Raw genomic sequence first — 20,190 nt, 5'->3', positions numbered from 1 at the left:
GGGGCGAACGCGACCGGTGGACGAGGGCGAAACACTCGTCTCCGGTCGATTCGCTCTACCAGGAGAATCTCGATGAGCAGCACTCGGCCGCGCGGTCGTCTCGGCACGGGCACCCGACTCGCCGGTCTACTGATGTTGACGGTGCTGGCCGTCACGTCGGTGGTGGCAGGCGGACCGGCACACGCCGCCCCCGTGCGCGAGACGCTGGTCGTCCACTCGCCGTCCATGAACGTCGACATCCTCGTGGACGTGCTCGCGCCCGCCGATCCGGCCGGAACCCCCGTGGCGATCCTGCTCGACGGGGCCGACGCCGGACGTGACAGCGGCACCCGGGCCAGCGACTGGCTCACCAAAACCGATGCCGCCGACCTGTTCCGCGACAAGAATGTCACCGTCGCGCTGCCCGTCGGCGGCCGGGGCAGCTTCTACACCGACTGGCTGCACCCCGACCCGACCCTGGGCGCCAACCGGTGGGAGACCTTCCTCACCGAGGAGTTGCCCGCCGCGCTGCGCGCCGCCTACTCCGTCGACACCACCAGATCCGCCCTGGTCGGACCGTCGATGGGCGGACACGCCGCGCTCACCCTGGCCGCCCGACACCCGGGCCGCTACCGCTTCGCCGGCGCCTTCAGCAGTTGCCCCGCCAGCGCCGACCCCTTCGCCCAGCAGTCGATCCGCGCCACCGTCGCGACCCGCGGCGGCGACCCCGACCTGATGTGGGGCCCGCCCGACGATCCGCAGTGGGCCGCCCACGACCCCCTGCTGCTGGCCGAGAACCTGCGCGGCACAGCCCTGTTCGTGACCGTCGGCAGCGGAACACCGGCCCCCGACGACTCCGCGCAGGACGCCGTCACCGGCGCGCCGCTCGAATGGGGCGCCAACACCTGCACCGACCGATTCCGCCGGCGCGCCACCGAACTCCACCTACCCGCCACCTTCGTGGACCGCCCCACCGGCCTGCACGCCTGGCCGTCCTGGCAGACCGACCTCCACGACGCGTGGCCGCACCTCGCCGAAGCCCTCGCCATCTCCTGAACACCGCTCACCCAACGGAGTCCCGCAAACGCCGAGCGCACAACGCTTTCGGAACTTATGGTCAGGGGACCAGGCGGTATTTGAGCATCATGTCGTGGTCTTCGTGGTCGAGGATGTGGCAGTGCCAGACGTAGCCCTGGAGATCCGTGCCCGACGCGTGGTCGTGGGTGTGGGTGTCGCCGTGGCCGTGGGTGGTGTGGGTGTCGCCGGGTGCGGGTGTGCCGCCTGCGCGCCGGGCGAAGACGGCGTCCGGGTCGAAGCCGAGTTCGGCTTCGGTCGGGAAGCGCACGATGATGCTGGTCACCGTGCCGCCGTCGGCGCGCACCACGTCTTTCCAGCCGGCCTCCCAGGGTTGCGGCGGCGTCATCGGACCCGCCAGGAAGCCGTCGGCGGACGGCGTCCATTTCCGGCCGATGGGCGGTTGCGGATGGGCGAGTTGGTAGTCCACCGTGCGCAGCGGGGCGCGGCCGAGAATCCGAAAGGTGACCAGGTGCAGGTGGATCGGGTGCGGGTCGGGGGTGATGTTGATGATGTTCCAGCGCTCGACCGTGCCCTGCCTGGGCATCTCGATACCGGGATCGCTGAAGCGCAGATTGTTCAGCGACATGATCGAGGGCGGTGTCCGCACCTCGTAGGGCTGACTCACGGTGACATCACGCACCACGGTCGGTGTGCGCAAGGGCGGCAAGGCGGCGGGTTGTCGTGGGCCGCCGCGCAGACGGTCCGGCACCGCGCCGGTGAAGCCCCGGCGCGACTCGGCGCGGAATCGGCAGAACACCGGCATCGTCACCGCACCGATCACAGCCGCCTGGAAGACGGGCACCTCGTCGTTGCGCAGTTCCACCGACTCCCCCGGCGCCAGGTCCGCGAAATCCACCAGCAGATCGAGCCGTTCGCCCGGAGACAACCGCACCTCGTGGACCGGAACCGGGGCGTCGAGCAGACCGTGGTCGTCGCCGATCACCCAGAATCGCCGCCGATCGCCGAAGAACAGATTCCAGACGCTGAACGACGCGGCGTTCAGCACCCGGAATCGGTACAGTCCGCGCGCCACCGACATCGACGGCCAGATCTTGCCGTTGACCAAGCCGACGTCACCCACCGCGCCGCCCTCCCACGACCCTTCGGGCACAACGGGAGTGGACCGCAGCGACTGGCGGCCGTCGGCGGTGAAGATCTTCTCCTGCAGGACCAACGGCACCTCGAACTCGCCCGCGGGCAGTCCGAGCGGGTTGTCCGCCGCGCCGGAGTCGAATTCGTCACGCAGCAGGAACATTCCGGCCAGCCCGGCGTACACGTTGGCGCGGGTGATGCCCATGGTGTGGTCGTGGTACCAGAGGTGGCCCGCGTCCTGGCGCAGCGGGAAATCGTGCTCGATCTCCTCGCCGGGATACACCACCTGTTCGGGATGTCCGTCACTGGCGGGCGGGGTCACCCCGCCGTGCAGATGCAGGACCGAGGGCGTGCGCGTCCGGAAACTCTCCGCGACACCGTGCACCGAGGTGTCCAGATCGGCGGCGAAGGGATGCGCGCCGAGACGATTCGCGAAGCGGACCCGCAGCGGGGTGTGCGCGTGGTGTTCCACGGTCGGCCCGAGATAGGACATGCCGTTGTAGCCGAAGGCGGGCGATTCCGGCAGGTCGCGATGGAATCGGTGGGTGGTCGACGAGGCGAGCAGGTCCAGTCGGTCGCCGCGCGTCACCGGGATCGGCGGGAGGTCGTCCACGAAAGGTTCGACCGACGGGGAGTGGAACAGCAGCGGACTCGCCGCCACGGGATCCGCCGCCACCAGTGTCCGCGACAGCGCCGTCCCCAGCACGCCCGCACCGACGCCGCGCAGGAACAGGCGACGCCCGATCGGCTGTCTCATCTGTGCACCCTTCCGCCGGCGGCCCCATCGCACGCCCGCACGGCGACCATACCATTGGGTACAGTTGCCCGTACCTTGCTGAATGGGCCACCCGGGAGCGCACCCGCCGAGCGCGCGAATGAACGCCGGCCACAGCGACATTAGACCCCCGCGCCTCGCCGTGACCGCTCGGCACGGGAGTTGACGACGCCGCCCACCCGGAACACCACGGGACGCTCCAGAAGCGCCGTCGTCCGAACGAACCGCTCACAGCGTGGCGGCCGCGGGCGCGGCGGCGATGATCCAGTTGCCGAACTCCACGGCGAGATGCCATCGGTGCTGATGGATCATTCGCGCGGGCAGACTCGCCGGGAACCGGACGGTCAGGCGTTTGTCCCGAGCTCGGACCTGGTCTCGGGCGACTTCGTCGCCGCCCGGGAATGTGTGGATCGCGATGAACTCGCCCATGAGTTCTTCGCCTCATCCACGTCGGCTACAGGATCCGAGTCGCCATGCCATCTCGAGCAAGAACTACTTGCGTTAACCCATCCTCCCTGCCGCGGCGCGACTGCGCTGTCGCGCGAACCGGGGAGGCCGGCGATAGGAAAAGGTCGATGCTGACCAGGCGAAACTTCATGACTCGGACGGCAGGGGCGACGGCCACGGCGATCTACCTCGGCGGCGGCGGCGCGAGCGCGCAACCGGATTCTCCGGTGTTCGGGACCTGGCTGCGGACCTTCATCGGCGGTGCGCCGATCGAACAGGCCGGGATCGTGGAATGGGAGCGCCGTCGGCTGTCGGTGGCGGCGGCAGCGCAACGACTTCCGCGGCCTGGAATCGGGCGGCGGGTCAAGGGTTTCGCGCACCGCCAGCACACGGGGATGCGCTCGAGGTCGCCGATTCGCTCGAATCTCTCGATGACGGCGCGGAATACGGTGCTCGCCTTGTCGTCGCCTCCTCGTTCGGCGAGTTCGTGCGCCGACTCGGCGGCGCGGTCGAGGTCACCCGCGGCGACGAAAGCCATGCCGTGCTCGAACAATTCGTTCGTTCCCGGCCCCTCCGGTTCACCGTTCATCCCACCCACCCGTTCGGATCGATCGTTTGCCGCACACGAGGGGCGACACCCCCATCATGACCGGACGCCCGCCTACTCGGGGCGGTAGGGATCGTTCGCGCGCACGCCGCCGTAGATGCCGCGCCGCACTATCCACGGCAGCAGAATACGGTCGACCGACCAGGAAGGGAGGCGGAAGAGTTGGCCGCCGGGAGCGAACAGGTCCAGACCTTCCGGTTGGACGCCGAGCACCGAACCCCAGCGCCGTCTCGGCGGACGGTAGGCGCGCGGCGTGCCGCCGTGGAAATGGGCGCGCAGGTTGTGGGCCAAGAGTTTGTCGGCGCGGTTGCGTGCGGAACTCCGCAGCGGATCGGTCGCCGCGACATCGCCGACGGCGAAGACCTCCGGGTGCCCCGGCACCGCGAGATGCTTTGTGACGCGCACGAATCCGCGTTCGTCGAGCAGTTCGGCGGGCAGCCAGCCGGTATTCGGTCGCGCGCGTCCGATCGCCCACAGCACGGCCGCGGCCCGCGTCTCCGGTTGCCCGGTGGTCCATTCGACCGGCTCGTCGGTGATCGCGTCGCACGCGAACCCGTCCGGCACCACCGCCCGGTGTCGGGGACGCAGGTCCACCCCGAGCTCGCCGAGCCGGCGTCGTATCCGATCCCACACTCGCGGATGGTGCTCCGGCAGCGCGCGCTCCCCCGGGAAACACAGGGCGATCCGTTTGCCGGGCCACACGCGCGCCAGATTCGCGGCCGAACTCACCGCCGCCGCGCCGCCGCCGATCACCAGCACCGAATCCGCGGCGGCCAGTCGTTCGTGCGCCGCCCGCAGATCCGCGCCGATCTCGGTCGCGGACTGCACCGACGGTTGTCGCCAGAAACCGTTGCGCACCCCGGTCGCGATCACCAGCGCGTCGTAGCTCTCGGCGACCGCGCCGCCGTCCGGTCCGCGCCCGAACACTGTGCGCGCCGCCAGGTCGACCCCGGTGAGTTCGGCCCGCACGGTGCGCACCCGGTCCATGCCGCGCAGCCGATCGAACGGCATCCAGTAGTCGCGCGCCCAGCGCCCTGGCTCGCTGAGCCTGATCCCGAGTTCCTGCCCGCTGACCAGCGCCGATCTGGCCGAGATCCCGACCACCTCGACGTGCCGCGCCAGATGCATCGCGGTGAGCACACCCGTGTCGCCGAGACCGGCGATCACCACTCGACTCACCGCGTCACCTCCTGGCCGAACCCCCCGTCAGGGTAGACGCCGCGGGTCGCCGCTGTTCACGATCTCGGCCACGTCGTTCACCGGCAATCCGAAGCGCGGGGCGTACGCGGCTTCGTGCGGAGTCGGCTGCGACCAGCGTCGTCGCAGTTCGGCATTGCCCGCCAACGAGCGGATCTGGGCGCGGTCCAGGATGCCGTCGAGATGGTCGATCTCGTGCTGGACGATCCGCGCCGACCAGCCGGAGGGGCCGGTCGGCGGAGGTCAGCTGATGGTGGTGCCCGACCAACCGAAGCTGAAGCTGTGGCCCTTGGACGTGCACAGCAACGCGCCCCGTCCGCCACCGGTGCAGGTCGCCCCGCCGTTGGTCAGACTGCCGTCGATCGGCGGGCTGCCGGGGCGTCCGTGCGGACCGACGAGCCCGAAAGTGGGATGGGCGGGCAGGAACGGCAGATCGATCGCGAGGTCGTGGACGGTGAAGCCGAAAAGGTTGGTGCCGCCCGGGATGTCGCATCCGACGTCGCCGTTCGGGCGGATCGCGCAGTTCGAGCCCGAGAAGCTGAAATACACGGTCTCCTCGGCGACGGGGCTCGGAGACGCGCTCGCGACGGGGCTGGTCGCGAGACAGAAGGTCAGCGAGACCAGGGCGAGGCCGATTGTCGTTGGTTTCCTCATGCTGGGGATATAGCCCCGACCACCGTGTTCATATCCCCCCAAAAGCACGGGCACCGCCCTCGGCGGCCGAGCGCGAGGCACCGTCAAGCCGGCGCTTCGGCGCGGGGCGACGCCCGACGGATGCTCGGCTTTTCAACCCCGCGTCCACTCGGGGACGCTGCATGATCCCGGGACTCCGACCCCGATACCTGGAGAAACCTCCCCGTCCTGGGAAACGCGACAGCTCGAGGTGCCGCGATCAAGCGAAGGGATGGTGTCCGGCGGGCAAGTGGCGCCCTCGGCGGGCAGGATGCCCGAGGCGAGATAGTCCGACACCGCCGTGACCGCGCAGCGCGACTGCTGGGTCGCGATGTGGCCGATGCCTTCGTGGACCAGTACCCGACTGCCCGCCAGCAGACGGGCGACCTCGAGGGCCCCGGTCGTGTCGATCACAAGCCTGGCCAGTTCTTCCGTCGGCGCGGAATCAGGTTCGCCGGCAGCCCGGTAGGCCAGATGCAGGAGCAGGTCGGGCCGGATCTGCGGCCACATCGCGGGTTGATAGAGCGCGCCACCGAGGTAGGCGACCAGTTTCGAGTAGGTGAGCGTGGTCGAGGTTCCGTCGGAGGCGGTCAGCGGGATCGGCCGCTCGCGCAGGCGGACGAGCAACTCCGGGAACGCGCGGACGGGGTCGTCGGCGGCGAACGCACAGGTCCGCCCTGCGGCGCACAGGCGAAGCGCTTCGTTCATGGCCTCGGTCGTGGCGAGGTCGCCGTTGGTCGCTTCCGAGCGAATCCCGGAGGGCGCGCTCGCCGTCGGATCGAGCACGCTGTCCAGGACGAACGAACCGACCCGGTCGGGATACAGGTTGGCGTAGACCAATCCCAGTGCCGCGCCGTAGGACTGGCCGAGGAAGTGCAGTCGGTCCTCCCCCAGAGCCGCGCGGACGCGGTCGAGATCCTTGGCGACCGCGGCGGTGGTCAGGTGGTCGAGCAGGTCACCGGCGCGCTGACGGCATCGGGTGGCGAATTCGGCGTCCCGCACCGCACGCACGGCCAGATCCTCGGCGGTGAGCGGAACAACCGGCACGTCGGCGCCGAACGCGGTCATCGCTTCGACGGTGTCGAAGCAGGTCACGGCGGGGGTCGCGAAACCGACGCCGCGCCGATCGACCGCGATCACGTCGTACTGCTGCCACACCCGTTCGTCCCAGGGTGACGGCAACGAACCGGTGACCAGTCCCATCAGATACAGCGACGTCGGATACCCCGGACCACCCCGGTTGATGATCAGACTCCCCTTGCGCCGATCCGGGTCGCGGGCGGGCGATTTGAACAGCGCGACCTGCACGGTGGGACCGTCGCTCACGGCATGGTCCATCGGCACCTCGAGGGCGGCGCACTGCAAGGACTCCATTCCCGGGAACGCCGCCACCGAAGGGCAAGCCGTCCAGTCCAACGTGGGCTCGGCGGCACCGGCCACCCCCGCACCGCTCAACGCGACACCGGCGAGCAGGAGCACAGCGCCCGCACCGCGCCATACCCGGGACATCTCGATCATCAGCTGAAAGTACCCGACGGCGAGCAGTCTCGGACATACCCGGCGCGGGCCGAAGCGGCAGCGAGACAACCGGTCTCAGGGGAGGGTGTTCGTGGCGGTTCGGGCGTCTTGCTCGTAGCGTCCGCGGACGCGCAGCAGCGCGGCGACCGCGAGGAAGATCGCCGGGACCAGGGCGAGCATGGCCAGGACCAGCGGTTCGCCGGTGTAGTCGGTGGCGCCGACGAGGTCGGAGGTGAGGCCGACGAAGAAGGGGCCCAGCGCGCCGCCGAGGGTGACCAGGAAGGTGAGCAGCGCGAAGCCCATGCCGCGACGGTCGGCGGGCAGGACGTCGGCGGAGGCGGCGGTGAGATTCGGTATGGCCCCGGCGAATCCGGCGCAGGCGACGGCGATGAGGGTGACGCGCGCGGCGAGGCCGGGTACGAGGACCGCGCCCGCCAGGGCGAGCGCGCCGAGCAGCAGCATGGCCGTGGCCACGGTGAGGCGACCCGCGGGGCGCGCGCCGTGGGCGCGGTCGCCGAGGCGGCTGCCCGCGATGATGCCGATCACGATGCCGGTGCCGCCGATGGCGCCCGCGAGCCCGGAGGCGGAGTCGTAACCGAGGTTCTCGGTGCGTTCCAGAAGGGTGGGCAGCCAATAGAACACGCCCGCGATGCCCAGGGACAGCAGCGCTTGGCCGACGATGATTCCGGTCAGCGTGGCGATGCCGAGCAGTTGTCTCGCTTCGGCCAACAGCGAGGCGGGCCGGATTCGCGCGGGGCTCGCGCTCGGTTCACTCGCACCGCCGCGTTCGAGGCGATCACCCAAGCCGCGCAGCGGTTCTCGGACGGTGAGGACCAGCGCGGCGACCAGCAGGCCGGGGATCGCCGCGACGAAGAAGACGGTGCGCCAGCCGAGCGCTTCGGCGAGGGCGCCGCCGAGGATGACTCCGGTCGGCAACCCCAGGTAGTAGCCCGCGCGCTCGAATCCGTATGCCTTGCCGCGACTTCGGGCGGGATAGTAGTCGGCGAGCAGGCTGGAGGCGGGCGGACTGTAGAGCTGACCGGCGGCGCCGATCAGGACGCGCACCAGGAAGAACAGCGCGAAGGTGGTCGCCAGCCCGCTCAGCACCGAGCACAGCGACCAGATCAGGACGACGATCGCGATGGTCACCACGCGCGGGGCGCGGTCGGCGAGTCGGCCCGCGGGCAGCAGGAGTACGGCTCCGGCGAGGGCGGCGGCGGTGGGGATGGCCCCGGCGGCGGTGTCGCCGAATCCGAAGTGGTCCTGGATGGCGGGCAGCGCGCCGGCGACGAGGTTGATCTCGACGCGGTCGACGAAGGCGACGAGTCCGACGGCGGCGGCGGGCCACCAGCCCAGCGGGGCCTGTTTGGTCAGGTCGAGCAGTCGGGCGGGCCCCTTGGCGAAGACGGCGGTTTCGACGAGGCCGGTCTGCCGGGCGGGCGGTTCCGGGGTCGCGGGCGGGGTGTCGGTCATGGCATGCGCTTCCGTCGGATGGCCGGTGATGGGCCGAGCCTACGAATCGGGCAAAACGGTTGCGTCTCACCGACGTAACACCGACAGAGACAAACACCTATGCGTGTATCTTATCCAACCCTCGACGCCGCTCGCGGTTGCCGACTGTTTCGTATAGGGATACGTTGTCTCCAAATCCGCCGCATCGCGAAAGAGGAACACCAATGGGAGCACACGCGCACGGATGGTGGATCATCCTGCATCTGACCCTGTTCGTGTTCTGGCTCGGCGGTGACCTGGGCGTGTTCTACTCCAGCCGTTTCGTCATCGACCCCGCCCAGAGTGCCGAGGCCCGTGTCGCCGCCCTGCGCATCATGAGCGGACTCGACCTCGCGCCGAAGATCTGCCTGGTGCTGTTCCTGCCGAGCGGCGTCACACTGATGGCGCTGGACCCGCACGGCGCGCGCGTGTTCGGCCTCGACCCGTTCACCTGGTGGACCGTCGCGGCCACCTGGCTGTTCGCGCTCGGCTGGCTGTTCCTCGCCGTCACGGCGCACCGGACCCACGGTCGCTTTCCGATGGTCGTGCGCGTGGACCTCGGCATCCGCTGGGCGGTGGTGCTCGCGCTGACCGTCGGCGGAATCTACACGGTGACGGCGTCCGAACCGTTCGGCGTCACCACCGAACCGCGCTGGCTCGGGGCCAAGATCCTGCTCTACGCGGCGGCCATCGCGGCCGGGCTCGGAATCCGACGGACGTTGCGCCCCTTCGGTTCCGCGTTCCACACGCTGACGACGACCGGTTCGACCGCCGAGGTCGAGCGCACGATCACCCGCGCCGTCGACGGCTGCCTGCCCTACGTCTGGACGATCTGGGGCAGCGTGCTGGCCGCCGCCGCGCTCGGCGTGCTGAAACCGGGCGCGAATCTGTGAGGACCGGTCAGCCCTGGTGGCCGAGTTGGGCGGAGATCGCCTGGCCCGACTTCAGCAGGACCGGCACGAATTCCTCCACCCGGGGCTCGAAGCGCGACAGCGGCGCGCACACGCTGAGCGCGGCGACCACCCCGCCGTCGTGGTCGAGGATCGGCGCGGCGATCGAGGCGGCGCCGATCTGGCGCTCCCCCAACGAGATCGCGTATCCGCGCTTGCGGATCGCGGTCAGTTCGCGGCGCAGCGCGGTGCGATTGGTGATGGTGTCCTCGGTGAACGCGGTCAACTCCTGCCTGCGCAGGTAGTCGTCGATCTCCTGCTTGGCCAGGTAGGCGAGGATCACCTTGGACGAACTGCCCGCGTAGAGCGGATACGGCACGCCGAGTGCGACTTCCACGCGCAGTTCGTGACTGGGCACCACCTGGTCGACGTACATCCGGGTGTCGCCGCGACGGATGGACAGCGTCGCGGTCTCCCCCGTCAGGGCCGCCAGCCTGCGCAGTTCCGGGGCCGCCATGATGCGCAGATCGGTGCGCGCCAAGTAGGCCCGCCCCAACGCGATCGCGGCGTGGCCGAGGGTGTAGCGGCGGGTGGTCGGCTCGAAGGCGATCAGGTCGCGATTGCGCAGCGCGGTGAGGATGCGGTGCACCGCGGCCTTGGTGATCGCGAGTTCGTTCGCGATCTCGGTCACGCCGAGATCGGCGCGGCCGGAGCGGCCGAACAGCAGCAGCACGTCCATCGCGCGTTCGACCGCCGCGATGGACCGACTCGAATTCTCGGTCTCTGTCTCCGTCACCCGGCAAGTCTAAGCACAGAATTTCCCTAGGGGAAACGTGAGAAGGCCCTGTTGCCCTTGCGGTCCACCCAGGTCGGCGTTACGTTGAGGGAGACAGTGTTTCGACCAACGAAACGAGAGAGCCCGTGGTTGACCCGCCATTCTTTCGCACGGTACTGGCCCAATGGGCCAGTGGAGTGGTCGTGGTGACCACCGTCTCCGACGCCGACGGCCACCGCTACGGCATGACCGCCAGCTCGTTCACCAGCGTCGCCACCGATCCGCCGCTGATCTCGGTGTGTCTGGCCTCCGCGGGCACCACCTATCGGATGATCCGGCGCAGCGGCGTCTTCGCCGTCAGCGTCCTCGGCCACGACCACACCTCGATCAGCCGCCGCTTCGCGACCGCCGACTCCCCCTACTCCGACCGCTTCGCCGAAGGCCGATGGGATACCGCCTGGACCGGTGCGCCGGTGCTCGCGGACGCCCCGGCGTGGCTGGACTGCGTCGTCACCGCCTGTCACCAGGCCGGTGACCACACCATACTGCTCGGATCGGTGCAGGACGCGGCGACGCCGCGTCCGGTGGCCCCGCTCGTGTATCACGCCCGCACCTACTACGAAGGACTGCTCCGATGATCGGTGAACGCCTGGTCGAAGACATGACCGAAGCCGAACGCGACCGAGCGCGCCGCGTCGAGGCGGTACTGCCCGCGCTGCGCGCCGCCGCCGACGACGCCGACCGCACCGCGACCTTCCCCACCGGACACCTCGCACTGCTGCGCGAGGCCGGACTGCTCGGACTGGTGGTGCCCGAGAAGTTCGGCGGACTCGGCGGCGGACTGCGCGATCTGGCCGCCGCCACCTACGCGATGGGTACGGCGTGTTCGTCCACGGCGCTGGCCTTCTTCTTCCACAACACCAGCGCCTCGCGCGGCCTGCTGCCGCTCGAGGCCATCGACGCGGGACTCTTCGAGGCCGAGGAGATCCCCTTGGTGCGCGCCTTCGCGGAGAAAGTACTGAACCGGATGGCCGACGGGGTGTGGCTGGCGAATTTCGCCTCCGAATCGGTCAAGACCGAAGCGGCCAACATCACCATCGCCACGACCGCGCGCAAAGTGGACGGCGGGTGGCTGCTCGACGGCGAGAAATCCTTCGGCTGCGCGACCGGCGTCGCCGACTACTACCTGACCTCGGCGAAACTCGACGGTCACGACACCGCCGACGGCATCGCGACCTTCTTCGTCCCGCGCGACGCGGCGGGGGTGTCGATCCGCGCCCCGTGGAACGGGCTCGGCATGCGGGCCACCGCGAACAACGGCATCCGACTCGACGGCGTGTTCATTCCCGAGGACGAGGCGCTGACCGTGCCGGGGGCGTTCCCGAGGATGTTGCGGATGAGCCGGGGCAGTTTCGTCGGCAACCAACTCGCCATCGCCGCCGTGTACACCGGGTGCGCGCAGAACGTCTACGACGAGGCCATCGCCGCCGCGACCCGCAAGACCTTCGCCGACACCGGGAAACCGGTGGCCTCCTCGCCCGTGCACCAGGTGCTGTTCGGCGAGATGACCAAGCAGTTGCAGACCGCCTACCTGTGGCTGCGCTATCAACTCGCGGTCGAGACCGCGCAACCGCCGTTCAAGGACAAGCGGGAAGTGTTCGCGCAGTGGCGGCTGGGCAAGGGATCGGTCACCGAAGCCTGTTTCCAGGTGGCGTTGGGGGCGTTGAAGGCGGGCGGCACGTCGGCGGCCTCGATGCAGGGGCCCGCCGGTCGCGCGCTGCGCGATCTCGCGATGGGCTTGGTGATGACCTTCCCCGCCGAACGCGGCATGCTCGAGGTCGCCCGCATGGCGACCGACGCCAAGGCCAACGAGCTGTTCGCCACCGCCCCGGCGGAGGTGGGGTGATGAGCGTCGATCTGCCCGAGGTCCTCGACCTCGTCGACGGCGACTGGGCCGCGCCCACCGAGGATCTGGGCTTCGACCTCGAGGACCCCGCGACCGGGAAGTCCACCGCGCGGGCCCTGGGGACCGCGCCGGACCGCGTCGATCGCGCCCTGACGGTCGCCGATGCCGCGAGCGAGACGGTCACGCCCGACATGCTCGACGCCGTCGCCGATGCCCTGGAACCGGTGCTCGAGCGGATCGCGCGGACCGACGCCGCGACCACGGGTGTGCCGCTGCGCCAGACGGTTCCGCTCGGCGCGATCGTCGCGGGATCGTTCCGCCTCGCGGCGGCACAGGTGCGCGCGGGCATCCTGCGCGCCGACGTCGACGGTGTGGAGGTGCATCGCATGCCCTTGGGACCCGCGCTGTGCTTGGTGCCGTGGAACGCTCCGGCCCCGATGGCGGCGCACAAGGTGGCCTGCGCGCTGGCGGCGGGTTGCCCGGTGATCCTCAAGGTCAGCGAGTACACGCCGTTCAGCGCGCCCCTGCTCGCGCGCGCCGTCGCCGAGCACGTTCCGGTGTCGATGTTCCAGCTCGTCCACGGCGACGGCGCGACCGGTGCGCGACTGGTCGCGGACCCGCGGATCAAGGCCGTGTCGTTCACCGGCGGGCTCGCGGGCGGTCGGGCGGTGGCCGCGGCGTCCGCGCCGCTGCTGCGCCCCGCGCAACTGGAGTTGGGCGGACACAACCCGCTGGTCGTGCTGCCCGACGCCGACGTGGAGACCGCCGCGCGCATGGCCGTGGACCTGCTCACCACCCTCAACGGCCAGTGGTGTCGCGCCTTGGGACGCTTGATCCTGCCGGTCGATCTGGCTCCCGCGATCCTCGCCGCGATGGGAGAGCGGTTGCGCGCCTTGGTCATCGGCCCGCCGCTCGACCCGGGCACCGACTTCGGACCGCAGATCCACTCCCGCCACGTCGCGTCACTGCGCACGGCCGTCGCGGGCCTGCCCGCGCGGTCCTACGGCGAGATCCCCGAACCCGGCAACTATCTCGCGCCGACACTGGTCGAGCAGGACCTGCCGGAGGAGGTGTTCGGCCCGATCGCCGCGGTCCTGACCTACGGCGCGGACGAGGACCCGGTCCCGCTCGCCAACGCCGTCCCCTACGGACTGGAGGGCTACGTCTGCGGGACCGACACCGAGCGCGCGCTGGCGGTGGCACGCCGGGTCCGCGCGGGCGAGGTCAAGGTCAACGGGTCCTCGATCATGAGTCTGCACCTGATGACACCGCGACCGGCCTGGGGTCTGTCGGGAATCGGCGAAGAGGGCACCACCGAGACGCTGCGGTTCTTCACCGGTGCGCGGGTGGTCGGCGTGGAGGGGCGATTCGCCCTGCACACCTCATGAACGCCCCGCACGTGCTGATCGCGGGCGCGGGTCCGGTGGGGCTGACCGCCGCGCTCACCCTCGCCCGGCGCGGCGTCACCGTGACGGTGCTCGAGGCGGGCCCCGCGCTGGCGACGGAATCGCGCGCCTCCACCTTCCACCCGCCGACGTTGGAGATGCTCGAGGACCTCGGCGTCCTCGGGCCGCTGCTCGAGCGCGGCCTGCTCGCGCGCACCTTCCAGTACCGGGACCGTCGGGCGGGCGAGATCGCCACCCTCGATCTCGCGGTGTTGGGCGCGGACACCCGGCACCCGTATCGGGTGCAACTCGAGCAGAGCAGGCTCACGCCGATCCTGCTCGAAGCCCTGCCCGCCCACGCGCGGGTGCGCTTCGGGCAGCGGGTCATCGACGTCACCGCGGACGGGGATTCGGTGGTCGCGCACACCGAATCCGGTGCGGTGCGCGGAGATTGGCTGATCGGGGCCGACGGCGCCCGCTCGGCGGTCCGCAAGGCGCTCGGCGCGCCCTTCGAAGGATCGACCTATCCGGAGAGGTTCCTCGTCGCCTCGGTCGAGGAGGACCTGGAATCGGCGCTGCCGGGGATCGCGCCGATCGACTACGTCTTCGATCCGGACGAGTGGTTGGTGCTGCTGCGCACGCCGCACCACTGGCGTGTGCTCCTGCCGACTCCCGAGCACACCGCCGACGACGTCGAACTGGCGCGCCTGCCCGAGCGGCTGATCGGGGTCGCTGACCTCGGGCGACCGTGGCGAATCCGGCACGCCTCGCTGTATCGGGTGCACCAGCGGGTCACCGACCGGTTCCGCCACGGCCGGGTGCTGCTCATGGGCGACGCGGCGCACGTGAACAATCCGCTCGGCGGGCTCGGCATGAACAGCGGCATCCACGACGCCGTCGCGATGTCCACCGCCTTGGCCGAGGTGATCGCGGGCGCACCCGAGCAACGCTTGACCGAGGCCGCCGAGCGACGCCGGGAGGTCGCGGTGGAGCACGTCCAGCGCACCAGCCACGACAACTGGTCGCGCCTGCGGGCCGCCGGACAGCGGGCCGAACACGAGCGATTGCGCGCGCTGGCCGCCGACCCCGTCGCGGCGCGCGCCTATCTGCGACGCGCGTGTCTGCTCGACTCGCTGGTCGAGCGGAGCGTGTCCTGATGCGGATCGAACGGGAGAATCCGGCCGCGCCCGCGCAGATCGTCGGCTCGGTCGCGGCGAGCGCGCCGGAGTCCGTGGACGCGACGGTGCGCCGGGCGCACGACCAGTTCCTCGCTTGGTCGGCGCGATCGCTGACCGACCGGCTGACGGTGCTGCGCTCCGCGACGGCCGCCATCGCCGCGCGCACCGACGACTTCGCGCGGTTGCTGGCCCGGGAATCGGGCAAGCCGGTGGCCGACTGCCGGGGCGAGATCGGTTTCGCCGTCACCTACCTGCGCTGGGTGTGCGCGAACGCGCCCGCGGTGCTGAACACCGATGTCCGCGACGACGACCTTGGCCGTCTCGAGCAGACGGGCGCGCCGTTCGGCGTGGTGCTCGCGATCACGCCGTGGAACGCGCCGATCATCCTGGCGATGATCAAACTCGGTCCGGCGCTGGCCGCAGGGAACGCCGTGGTGCTCAAACCTTCTCCGCTCGCGCCGCTGACCGTCACGGCGGTCGCGGAACTGTTGCCCGCGACCACCGTCGTGCACGGCGGTCCCGACACCGTGGCCGCGCTCATCGCCCATCCGGCGGTCCGCAAGGTGGCCTTCACCGGGGGCGAGGCGGCGGGCCGTGCCATCGCGGCGGCCGCGGGCGCGGCGCTGACACCGGTGCTGCTCGAACTCGGCGGCAACGACCCCGCGATCCTGCTGGACGACTTCGCCTTGACCGACGCCGATTACGACCGGTTGGTGCTGGCCTCGTTCGCGACGGCGGGCCAGGTGTGCATGGCCGCCAAAAGGCTCTATGTGCCGCGCGGGCGGTACCCGGAGTTCGTCGACGCCTACCGGGCGGCGGCCGCGCGGACGCTGCGGGTCGGCGACCCGCTCTCGGCGAAGGTCACCATGGGGCCGGTCGTGACGCGCGCGGCGGCCGAGCGGGTCATCGCCCTGCTCGACGACGCCGCACGGCGGGGCGGGCGCATCGTCCCGCTCGCGCCCGCCCCGCGCGGCGACGGCTATTTCCTCGCGCCCGCACTGGTGCTCGACCTGCCCGACGAGGCCGATCTGGTGCGGCTCGAGCAGTTCGGTCCGGCGGTTCCGCTGCTGGTCTACGACGCGGAGGACGAGGTGGTGCGGCGGGCCAACGACAGCGAACTCGGTCTCGGGGCATCGGTGTGGTCGGCCGACGAGGACCGGGCCTTCGCCCTGGCCCGGCGACTCGAGGCGGGATTCACCTTCGTCAACACCCACAATCGGACGGGCATGTCGCCGCGCGCGCCGTTCGGCGGCGTGAAGTCCAGCGGGTTCGGCCGCGAGTACGGGCTCGAGGGCATGCGCGAGTACGTCCAGTCGACGGTGCGCCACGCGCCCTCGGCGTTCCGGCGCGGCGGGCTCGGCGCGGCGGCGGGCGCATACCCGGCGGGCTGACCCCCGGGGATCAGCGCTGGAAGTCCACGACGGCGCGCGCGGCCAGGCGGGGAGTCAGCCACGCCGCGATCTCCCGGTGCGCCGGATGGTCCTGGTAGCCGCGCAGTTCGGCGGCGGAGTCGTGCACGGTGGTCAGGCACAGGTCGTAGGACACCGCGGTGCCGCCTTCGTCCAGTTCGACGGCCATGTCGCGGATCTGGGCGACGTGCGGAGCCATCGCGCGCAGTCGCCGTCGGGCCTCCGGCGCGTCGGCACGGTCGACGAACCTCATCAGGACGACGTGGTGCAGAGCCATGCGACTACCTCACTATCGAAACACTGTTTCCTTGAGCGGAACGAGACTCTACCTGCCGAGCACCCGATCCCGCCAGTCGTCGCAGGTGAAACGACCTTTCGTTACGTCCGCATGAAATGCGTATTGCCCGCCTGGACACCTTCGCCGACGAGGGACAGAATCAGCGCAATGGGAAACCATGTTTCGGACAACGAAACGTCATCCATCCGAGAGGATCCGCCCATGACCCGAGTCGCGGCCGCGCAGTTCGCGGCGGGCACCGACGCGGCGGTCAACCTGGACGCGTGCCTGCGCGCCATCGACGCCGCCGCCGGGGCCGAGGCCGAACTGGTCGTCCTGCCCGAGTTCTGTAACCACCTATCCTGGTACGCCGACCGGGCGCACGCGCGCCGAGCGGCCCTGCGTCTCGGTGACGACTTCCTCACCGCCGTCGCCGAACGTGCCGCACGTCACGGCATCCACGTCAAGATCGGCATCAGCCTCGCGCGCCCCGACGGACGCACCACCGCCACCAGTCTGCTCTACGGTCCCGACGGCGCACTGCTCGGCGAAGCCGACAAGCAGATCCTGATGGGCGCCGAGAACGACTACTTCGACCGCGGCACGAGCGAATCTCCCGTCATCGCGACCGCGTTGGGCCGGATCGGCATGTACGCCTGCATGGAAGGCGTCATCTCCGAGGTGACCAGATCGCTGGCCGTGCGCGGCGCGCAGATCCTGGTCAACAGCCTGAACTCCTTCGCCGTCGACGAGGCGAGCCTGCACGTGCCGGTCCGCGCGGCGGAGAACAAGGTGTGGGTGGTCGCCGCCAACAAGGTCGGTCCCCTGCTCCCCGAAGACCAACTGCCCCAGATCGCCGAACGCCTCGGCGTCCCCGCCGATCGCCTGCACGGCGCGGGCGAGAGTCAGATCGTCGCGCCCGACGGCACGGTGGTGGCCATCGCCCCGCCCACCGGCGAGGCGCTCGTGGTCGCCGACATCGATGTCACCTCGGCCGATGACAAGATCCGCCCCGACGGCACCGATCTGCTCGGCGCGCGACGGCCGGAGATCTACCGACCGCTGGCCGAACCGTCGGCGCGCGCGGCGGGGCCCGGCGCGGCGACCATCAGCGCCGCGGTGGTCGCCGCCGAACTCCCCTTGGTGCGCGAGGCCGCCGCCGCGGGCGCGGACCTGATCGTCGCGCCCGAACTCGCGGACTTCACCGTGGAGCAGGCGCGCGCCGCGCTCGCGGGCACCTCGGCGTATCTGGTGTTCTCCGTGCGCGACGGCGCGAGCCACCACGGCGTGCTGGTCGGCGCGGACGGGGTGCTGGGGCGTCAGCCGCAACTGCATCCGACCCGCCGTCACCCGTGGCTCACCGAATTCGGTGCGCGCCAGACGATATTCGAGCTGCCCTGGGGCAGGCTCGCGCTCGTGGTCGGCGACGACGCGGTCTTCCCCGAGACCTTCCGACTGGCCGCGGTGGCCGACGCCGACGTGGTCGCCGTCACCCACACGCCCTCCGAACCGTGGGAACTGACGCTCGGACTCGCCGAACGCGCCGCGGAGAACCGCCTCAACGTGGTGGCCGCGGGCTACGACGGCGACGGCGAATTCCGCGGCGCGTGCTACGCGCTGAGTCCGGACTTCACCCTGTGGACGCGCTGGCAAGGCCCGTTCACCGGCGTCATCAGCCACCCCGTCGTCAGCGCCACGGTCGCGGGCTCGATCAGCCTGCGCGCGGTCCTGCGACCCGCGCAGGCCGTCAACCGCGACGTCTCGCGCGGCACCAACCTCGTCGACGGGCGGCCACGCGGGCCGCTCGCCGCCGCGACCTCAGGAATGGAGTGACCGTGAGTGAAACACTGCAACACGTCGAGCAGATGGTCGATGAGAACCCGCGCGCGGATGTGACCGAGACCTTCACCGAGTGGCGGGCGCTGCTGACCGAACTCCGGGACCGCGTCACGGCCAGGTTCGCCGTCGAACGCGACGCGAGCACGGTCGATCTGGAGACCTACGGCGACGCGGGTTCCGGCCCGGCGGGCAGCCTCGCCGCCTACTCCGGCCCCGAGGTGGACTGGATGGTGCACTCCTGGATCGGCGATCCGCGCACCGGTTTCGTGAATCTGCACCTCACCGTGTGGCTCGGTCCGAGTTCGCGGGTGCCGCACCTGGGCATCGCGATGCTGCTGTGGCCGGAGGGCTGGTTCTACGTCGACACGATCCCGCGCGTCGACCTGGTCGCCGACGGCGACTACTTCGACCGCTACTACGACGGCCAGGACGCGCCGTGGCTGGACTTCAAGGTCGAGCACCCGGATTTCGCGTGGTTCACCAGTCGTACCGGCTTCATCCGCACGAGCCTGTCCCCCGTCGCGCACTGCTACTCCTTCCCGCCCACCCGCGCCAACCTCGACAGCGTCGCCGCCGCCCTGCGCGAGCGGGTGGACCTGTGGCTGTCCTGGGTGGAGCGCGGCGATCCGGTGCCCGAGACCGAACGCGCGGCACTGGCCGACCGGGATCTCGCGATCCGCCGCAACATCGCCGAACGCGATCCGGCCAACGTGATGGGCGAGCGGATGTTCGGGGCGGAACTGACCGGACGCCTGGTGCGGGCGCTGTGGGGCGGGGACCGCGTCTCGCCGAGGCCGAGCGCGTGAGCGTCGTCCGGTCGCTGTGGTGGTCGGTGCGCACCCACGGCGAAAGCCCTTTCGACACCGCGCATCTGAAGATCTATTACCCCGCCGAGGTGCGCGGCGACGACGCCGAACGACTCACCGGTGTGTTCGGCGCGGACCCCGCCGGCGCGCCCTACCCGGTGGTGATCTTCCTGTCCGGAGTCAACGTCGGGCAGGACTCCTACCGCCGCTACGCCTGCGCGATCGCCGAACAGGGTTACGTGGTCGTCACTTTCGACCGGGTCGCCGAACTGTTCGGCGGACAGTACGGGCTGACGCCCGGCGTCGACCTGGCGGCGGCGCGTCCCGGCGCCTACGGCGACGGACCCACCTGCCCGACCATCGGCGCGATCCTCGACACCCTCGCCGAACTGCACCGCCTCTCGCCGTTGGCGAGCGCGCTGGACCTGGACCGCGTCGCCCTCGGCGGACATTCCGCCGGCGGCACGGTCGCCCTGCAATCGGCGCGGTTCTTCCCCGGTGTCCGCGCGGTGTTCGGGTGGGGTTCGCACAACATGGTCGCCACCATGCTCGGCTGGGCGCCGGGGACGGTGCTGCCCGCCCAGGTGGACTGCCCGGTCCTGCTCGGCGTCGGCACCAACGACGGCGTCATCATGGGCAGCGCCGACCGCTACGGCGAGGACGGCGCGACCCGCGCCGATCCGGTGGCACGGACCTTCGCCGAAGCGCTCCCCGGCACGGGGCACCTGCTCGCGGTCGTCGAGGGCGCCAATCACTTCGGCATCGCCGACACCGACCCCACCGCGGCCAGGGCCTTCCTCGACGGGCCCGCCGACGCCGACGCCCTCCCCCCGTTCGCCGCCTGACCACGCTGTTCCTCGACGCGCACGT

At 70.7% G+C, this 20,190-nt stretch carries 19 protein-coding genes and 1 pseudogene; 10 read left to right on the top strand and 10 right to left on the bottom strand.

All coding sequences use genetic code 11. From position 1 onward, the window contains the following. The first annotated feature begins 72 nt into the window (after positions 1–72). Entirely contained in the window at positions 73–1,035 is a 963-nt protein-coding gene (locus tag ON30_RS34130) for an alpha/beta hydrolase (RefSeq protein WP_051030391.1), read from the top strand. Positions 1,036–1,096: 61 nt separating this feature from the next. On the opposite strand, the gene ON30_RS34125 is transcribed toward ON30_RS34130, so the two are convergent. From ON30_RS34125 to ON30_RS34095, 8 genes and pseudogenes are all read right to left on the bottom strand, one after another. Beyond that, complete coding sequence (locus ON30_RS34125) at positions 1,097–2,905, bottom strand: multicopper oxidase family protein (RefSeq protein WP_040714454.1); 1,809 nt, start codon at positions 2,903–2,905, stop codon at positions 1,097–1,099. A 246-nt stretch (positions 2,906–3,151) separates the two neighbouring features. Continuing rightward, a complete protein-coding gene (locus ON30_RS34120; protein ID WP_040714452.1) occupies positions 3,152–3,352 on the bottom strand; it encodes a hypothetical protein in 201 nt (66 codons plus the stop codon). 202 nt (positions 3,353–3,554) lie between these two features. Next, positions 3,555–3,959 carry a hypothetical protein gene (locus tag ON30_RS34115; protein WP_040714450.1) on the bottom strand — a complete coding sequence of 135 codons (405 nt, stop codon included), beginning with the start codon at positions 3,957–3,959 and terminating at the stop codon, positions 3,555–3,557. A gap of 72 nt (positions 3,960–4,031) precedes the next feature. Then, the gene (locus ON30_RS34110; RefSeq protein WP_040714448.1) at positions 4,032–5,156 is read right to left on the bottom strand and encodes an FAD-dependent oxidoreductase; all 1,125 of its coding nucleotides are present in this window, start codon (positions 5,154–5,156) and stop codon (positions 4,032–4,034) included. A 27-nt stretch (positions 5,157–5,183) separates the two neighbouring features. Next, positions 5,184–5,396 (bottom strand): annotated as a pseudogene (locus ON30_RS39935) (peptide deformylase); the annotation flags it as partial. A gap of 21 nt (positions 5,397–5,417) precedes the next feature. Further along, on the bottom strand, positions 5,418–5,828 hold the full coding sequence (locus ON30_RS34105; RefSeq protein WP_040714447.1) for a hypothetical protein: 411 nt from the start codon (positions 5,826–5,828) through the stop codon (positions 5,418–5,420). Positions 5,829–5,960: 132 nt separating this feature from the next. Then, on the bottom strand, positions 5,961–7,364 hold the full coding sequence (locus tag ON30_RS36815) for an alpha/beta fold hydrolase (RefSeq protein ID WP_083911884.1): 1,404 nt from the start codon (positions 7,362–7,364) through the stop codon (positions 5,961–5,963). Between the two features lie 75 nt (positions 7,365–7,439). Further along, entirely contained in the window at positions 7,440–8,837 is a 1,398-nt protein-coding gene (locus tag ON30_RS34095) for an MFS transporter (RefSeq protein WP_040714446.1), read from the bottom strand. A gap of 203 nt (positions 8,838–9,040) precedes the next feature. On the opposite strand from ON30_RS34095, the gene ON30_RS34090 reads away from it, so the two are divergent. After that, a complete protein-coding gene (locus ON30_RS34090; RefSeq protein ID WP_040714445.1) occupies positions 9,041–9,748 on the top strand; it encodes a hypothetical protein in 708 nt (235 codons plus the stop codon). 7 nt (positions 9,749–9,755) lie between these two features. Here ON30_RS34090 and ON30_RS34085 read toward each other — a convergent pair whose 3' ends face one another. After that, entirely contained in the window at positions 9,756–10,541 is a 786-nt protein-coding gene (locus ON30_RS34085) for an IclR family transcriptional regulator (RefSeq protein ID WP_040714444.1), read from the bottom strand. Positions 10,542–10,666: 125 nt separating this feature from the next. Here ON30_RS34085 and ON30_RS34080 point away from each other — a divergent pair, with 125 nt between their 5' ends. From ON30_RS34080 to ON30_RS34060, 5 genes are read left to right on the top strand one after another with little or no spacing between them, the layout of a single operon-like run. Next, complete coding sequence (locus tag ON30_RS34080) at positions 10,667–11,158, top strand: flavin reductase family protein (RefSeq protein WP_063720007.1); 492 nt, start codon at positions 10,667–10,669, stop codon at positions 11,156–11,158. Continuing rightward, positions 11,155–12,426, top strand: coding sequence for an acyl-CoA dehydrogenase family protein (locus ON30_RS34075; protein ID WP_040714443.1), 1,272 nt, complete (start codon positions 11,155–11,157; stop codon positions 12,424–12,426). The genes ON30_RS34080 and ON30_RS34075 overlap by 4 nt, the downstream gene beginning before the upstream one ends. Beyond that, the gene (locus ON30_RS34070; protein WP_040714442.1) at positions 12,426–13,814 is read left to right on the top strand and encodes an aldehyde dehydrogenase family protein; all 1,389 of its coding nucleotides are present in this window, start codon (positions 12,426–12,428) and stop codon (positions 13,812–13,814) included. The genes ON30_RS34075 and ON30_RS34070 overlap by 1 nt, the downstream gene beginning before the upstream one ends. After that, the gene (locus ON30_RS34065) at positions 13,811–14,968 is read left to right on the top strand and encodes an FAD-dependent oxidoreductase (RefSeq protein ID WP_040714441.1); all 1,158 of its coding nucleotides are present in this window, start codon (positions 13,811–13,813) and stop codon (positions 14,966–14,968) included. Before ON30_RS34070 ends, ON30_RS34065 begins: the two co-directional genes overlap by 4 nt. Next, entirely contained in the window at positions 14,968–16,380 is a 1,413-nt protein-coding gene (locus tag ON30_RS34060) for an aldehyde dehydrogenase family protein (protein WP_051030388.1), read from the top strand. Before ON30_RS34065 ends, ON30_RS34060 begins: the two co-directional genes overlap by 1 nt. A 10-nt stretch (positions 16,381–16,390) precedes the next feature. On the opposite strand, the gene ON30_RS34055 is transcribed toward ON30_RS34060, so the two are convergent. After that, the gene (locus tag ON30_RS34055; protein WP_040714440.1) at positions 16,391–16,675 is read right to left on the bottom strand and encodes a Dabb family protein; all 285 of its coding nucleotides are present in this window, start codon (positions 16,673–16,675) and stop codon (positions 16,391–16,393) included. Between the two features lie 222 nt (positions 16,676–16,897). Here ON30_RS34055 and ON30_RS34050 point away from each other — a divergent pair, with 222 nt between their 5' ends. Genes ON30_RS34050 through ON30_RS34040 form a run of 3 tightly spaced genes read left to right on the top strand, consistent with a single transcriptional unit; the run spans position 16,898 to position 20,165 of the window. Beyond that, positions 16,898–18,508, top strand: coding sequence for a nitrilase-related carbon-nitrogen hydrolase (locus ON30_RS34050; RefSeq protein WP_040714439.1), 1,611 nt, complete (start codon positions 16,898–16,900; stop codon positions 18,506–18,508). 2 nt (positions 18,509–18,510) lie between these two features. After that, on the top strand, positions 18,511–19,320 hold the full coding sequence (locus tag ON30_RS34045; protein WP_051030417.1) for an oxidoreductase: 810 nt from the start codon (positions 18,511–18,513) through the stop codon (positions 19,318–19,320). After that, complete coding sequence (locus ON30_RS34040) at positions 19,317–20,165, top strand: dienelactone hydrolase family protein (protein ID WP_157184058.1); 849 nt, start codon at positions 19,317–19,319, stop codon at positions 20,163–20,165. Before ON30_RS34045 ends, ON30_RS34040 begins: the two co-directional genes overlap by 4 nt. Positions 20,166–20,190 lie beyond the last annotated feature (25 nt).

The organism is Nocardia takedensis NBRC 100417, assembly GCF_000308695.1.
Classification (GTDB): Bacteria; Actinomycetota; Actinomycetes; order Mycobacteriales; family Mycobacteriaceae; genus Nocardia; species Nocardia takedensis.
This window is presented reverse-complemented; position numbering and strand designations above follow the sequence as displayed.